Below are 4103 nucleotides of genomic sequence, written 5' to 3'. Positions count from 1 at the left end.
TTGCTCAGACTCATATGTAGATCGTATTGTCTCCAATATACTGTTCCAGATGAATACCTCTAGCTCGCCTGAAGTGAGAGGAGCCTTGAGGAAATCAAAGTGGAAAGTATATGCGACCTTATCAAGGAATTCTTTTGCTATTATTTTTTCATAACGCTTAAGGAAAGTAGTTTTTCCTGATCCGATTCCCCCTAGAAGGAGATATAATTCACCTTTCTTTTCACGAATGGCGTTTTCCATGGCTGTCCCTAATTCACCGGCGTCTGTTTTATCTTGGATTAAGTCCTTTGCGCCTTCTAGAGCTAATGTCCGGGGGATCGCGTCAGTAATAACGACGTTTAAATCGTTTGCCACAATTCTTAAGCTTCCTGTGTGTACATAACAGGACTGAAGAAGATCCAAGTCGTCTTGTGCAGCTATATCCTCGAAAATATACTTGATTAGTGGTTGCAGCTGCGAGTTGAGACGGTTCCTTTGTAGGGGAAGATCAGCATTGAATAGCTTATCGATGACACGAAGTAGTTTCCGTGACGCTGAAGCGAGGCGTCCAAATTCTGTGTCAAGGGAGCCATCACAGATTTCTCCGTATGAAAGTAGATTCCAGAACTCTACGAAATGCTTTTTAATATGTTCTATTGAAGGGAAAATCCTCACTCTACCTTCACGCCAAGGCATATCGTCTCGAATAGCACGCAATACGATCCACGTGTAGCCATTTGTTGCTATAGCGAATTTTATTCCTTGATCATCACAATACTTTCGAACCTGAATAATCGCAGCTTCTACCTTCTTATCGGTCATTATTGCCCCGCTTAGCTTAGACAATCTCGAAGTTGCGCTAGAAGGTAAGACAAAGGACACACCCTCACGCTTCGCCTCAACAACAACAAGTGGTTTTTGTCTTACTTTAAGCTGGTAGTCTGTATAACCTGATTCCACGTGGTCTTCTCTGCTAAGTTCACTTTCTGGCCAATAGAGCACTTCTTTCAGAATACGATCAATAAACTTCACTCTAGTATCTGCTTCGCTGACTTTGCCTTTATTGTTAACAAATGATTTGAAAGTCTCTGATATTTCGCCTAGTGATGCTAGTGCTTGGTCAGCATTTTCGTCCATACTATTTACTCCTTTAGGAACCAGCTTCGGATATAATCCCAATTAATTATATTTCAAATATATATAATGAACTTACTACATTACAATGAAATATATCACTACTATACTACGCCCATCCTTCTATCAGCATACAAATATTCTTAACTAAAGTCAAGCAGATATGGGGCTGGGTGAAGATTGCTGGCGGGGAAATAAGACCTCACCCCCATCCGCCAGTCGGCGGATTTCCCCCTGAAAGCACTCACCCCGCTCGCTTCGCGAGGCCCCTCTCTCCCCGCTTCCAGCGGGACAGGCTCGAGAGAGGGGTTTTAGGGTAGGGGAACTGTAAATTCTCACCATGCCCAAGGGGGAATTCCAGATACATCACCGGCTCAAAGCCGTGCGCAAAATTGCCCGGATGCTGCGCAAGACTCCTACCCACAGCGAAGACCTGCTCTGGCAGGCCCCTTCGGCTACCCCTTCGATCCCGACGTAAAGTCGGGACTCCCCGCTTTCTGCCCCGCTTACAGCGGGATTTTAGACGGGACTGGGAGTCACCGCCTACGGCGGGACCAAGGGCAGGGCAAGGTTCAGGGCAAGCTCCTCGCTACGCGGTGCCCCTGAAAGCACTCACCCCGCTCGCTTCGCGAGGCCCCTCTCTCCCCGCTTCCAGCGGGACAGGCTTGAGAGAGGGGATTTAGGGGTGAGTGGACTGTAAATTGAACCACCCACCCGTAGGGACCCCTCAACGGTTCCTGGAAGTACATAATGGATATACCTCAGACAACTTCCTTGATCACACGCGGGTCTAATATGAGATTACGGAAGCTGAAAAATTCTACAGTCACGTCACCTAGCGTTATTGAAACCAATACAAAAGGAATCAGGATGAAACATTATTTCGTTTTCCTTGTGGCTTTCATCTGTTGCAGTGCTGCGGTCCTGGATGCCCAAGCCCTTACGGGACAACTAATTCCACCCTCTACCGGACTATCCATCCAATACGGCTTTGGCCAGTATGCCATGCGAGATGAATACATATCCCAAGAGAGATATTCCGGCATGCTGCCCTACTTGAGCGCCGACTGGTCACGGCTCCATGATAAGTGGGGCTACCGGTTGAAACTCGAGTTCCGCAACTCTTCTGAAATCAAGAACAATAACGTCTCCACCGATGTACTTCAGGCCGCATTGCAGCAGGATTATCTCTATCCCATAAAACGGGCGGCGTTATTCGGGAAGGAGGCGCAGGTTTATGCGGGGCCATCCTTCGGCTTCCATCTGTTCATGAATGATCAGAATATCGCGGCCCAGGGTGCGTTGCACATGGATATGTCCCTGGCATTTCTGCTGTCCCTGGGAGTGAATTCCGAGATTGTGGTCCCCATGGGATCCAAGCTGCTGGTGGAGGGATCATGCCGTACGAGCCTGCTGTCTATTGGCATACGCACCGTGGATGTGGTGGAAGAGAGTGGAACGGCGGGCGGGCTACTCACGCTATTGTCGGGCGCGATTGCCACGGCCGACCTGGGGGTGCGATATCGTATTCAGGACAGGCTGTCCGTCAGAGCGGCCGGCATGCTCCAGATCATGAGCGTCAGCAAGTGGAACCCGATCCTGACTGTGAGCGACAATCTCACGATGACGCTCAGCTACCACATCTGAGGGGGGACGCAGCATGAAAGCATTCGGATCGATCCCGATGCTCCTGGCGATGATGCTGTCCTTTGCCTGCAGTGACCTGCTGGTGGAAGAGGCCACCTCCGATCAGCACCTGGCAGACTTCGACATGACCTGGGACATCGTCAACACCCGCTACGTCTACCTGGACTGGAAGCAGATCGATTGGGACTCGCTCCGGACCGTGTACCGTCCACGCACCGCAGCTGCCCAGGGTGACGAGTTCTACCAGGTGCTCCACGATCTGCTGGCCGAGTTGAAAGACGGCCACGTGTACTATCAGACCGAGGGCGGCGGCCAGGTGTATCCCTATTTCCCCACACCCCGCATGCTGCGGGACCGCCATGCGTACAGTCCCTACGTGGTGCGGACCTATTTCGACCGGGAGCTGCGGGTGACCGAGGGCGGCGGATTCGAATACGAAATCCTGCCGGGAAACATCGGCTACCTATGGATATCCTCGTATCAATCAGAAGGCTTCGAGACCCATTTCGCCACCGCGCTGGCCTACCTGCGTAACACCGACGGCCTGATCATCGATGACCGGGGCGGTTCGGGAGGCAACCGACCTATCGTTTGGCACGCGGTGGGCCGGTTTATAACCACTTCCATTGACAGCTTATTTTTCTATGATGCAGCGGGCAACGAATACCAATGGCCGGCTATCGATCCGGTGGGATCCTTTCAGTACACCAAGCCCGTAGTCGTCATCATTAACGGATCGAGCTACAGCGCCAGTGAACACTTTGCCGACCTGATGAAGCTACGGCCGAATACCACCGTGATCGGGGACACGACCGGTGGCGGTTCGGGAGGTTCTGAAGAAACCGGTTACTTTGCCGCCCGCCACACGCTGCCCAGCGGAAAAAAGGTGAATATCCCCACCATTGATGTGCGCCGGTGGGACGGCCTGCCGTGGGAGACCATCGGCGTGCCGCCCCAGATCCGGGTGCCCCAGACGGCCGAGGACATCAAGCGGGGGCAGGACAAGCAGCTGGAATATGCCATCGACCTGCTGCAGTAGCCGGGAGCGTCTAATGTTTCCGGAAGCCTGATACCACCGACATCACCGCAACCAGCTGATGGCGGTCACGACGACGAGAATCGCCGCCGCCGGCCGGCCTAATTCCAGGAAATTCCCCTTCTGTCCAAAAGTAAGTAAAAATGAGGAGCCATAGCGTGTTACGCTAAGCTTTTCGATTCCGACCGGCTTAGAATGAGTCGAGCGTTGACCAGTTTTCGGTACAGTGCTTCCACCTTAGGCGCATTCTTCGCGACCACCGCCTTCAGTAAATCACCCTCGATTTCAGCCACTTCAAGGCGCTGGT

At 52.1% G+C, this 4103-nt stretch carries 4 protein-coding genes; 3 read left to right on the top strand and 1 reads right to left on the bottom strand.

Going from position 1 to position 4103, the window contains the following annotated elements; all coding sequences use genetic code 11:
* Window positions 1–1116, bottom strand: a 1116-nt coding sequence (locus tag ACETWG_02695) for a hypothetical protein (protein MFB0515497.1), incomplete at its 3' end; no start/stop codon positions are given.
* Between the two features lie 337 nt (window positions 1117–1453).
* Here ACETWG_02695 and ACETWG_02690 point away from each other — a divergent pair.
* The 3 genes from ACETWG_02690 to ACETWG_02680 all read left to right on the top strand — a co-directional run bounded on the left by ACETWG_02690 (window position 1454) and on the right by ACETWG_02680 (window position 3799).
* Window positions 1454–1591 carry a hypothetical protein gene (locus ACETWG_02690; GenBank protein ID MFB0515496.1) on the top strand — a complete coding sequence of 46 codons (138 nt, stop codon included), beginning with the start codon at window positions 1454–1456 and terminating at the stop codon, window positions 1589–1591.
* Window positions 1592–1983: 392 nt separating this feature from the next.
* Window positions 1984–2760 carry a hypothetical protein gene (locus ACETWG_02685; protein MFB0515495.1) on the top strand — a complete coding sequence of 259 codons (777 nt, stop codon included), beginning with the start codon at window positions 1984–1986 and terminating at the stop codon, window positions 2758–2760.
* 13 nt (window positions 2761–2773) lie between these two features.
* A complete protein-coding gene (locus tag ACETWG_02680) occupies window positions 2774–3799 on the top strand; it encodes a S41 family peptidase (protein ID MFB0515494.1) in 1026 nt (341 codons plus the stop codon).
* The last annotated feature ends 304 nt before the right edge of the window (window positions 3800–4103 follow it).

The organism is Candidatus Neomarinimicrobiota bacterium, from assembly GCA_041862535.1.
GTDB lineage: Bacteria > Fidelibacterota > Marinisomatia > SCGC-AAA003-L08 > TS1B11.
This window is presented reverse-complemented; position numbering and strand designations above follow the sequence as displayed.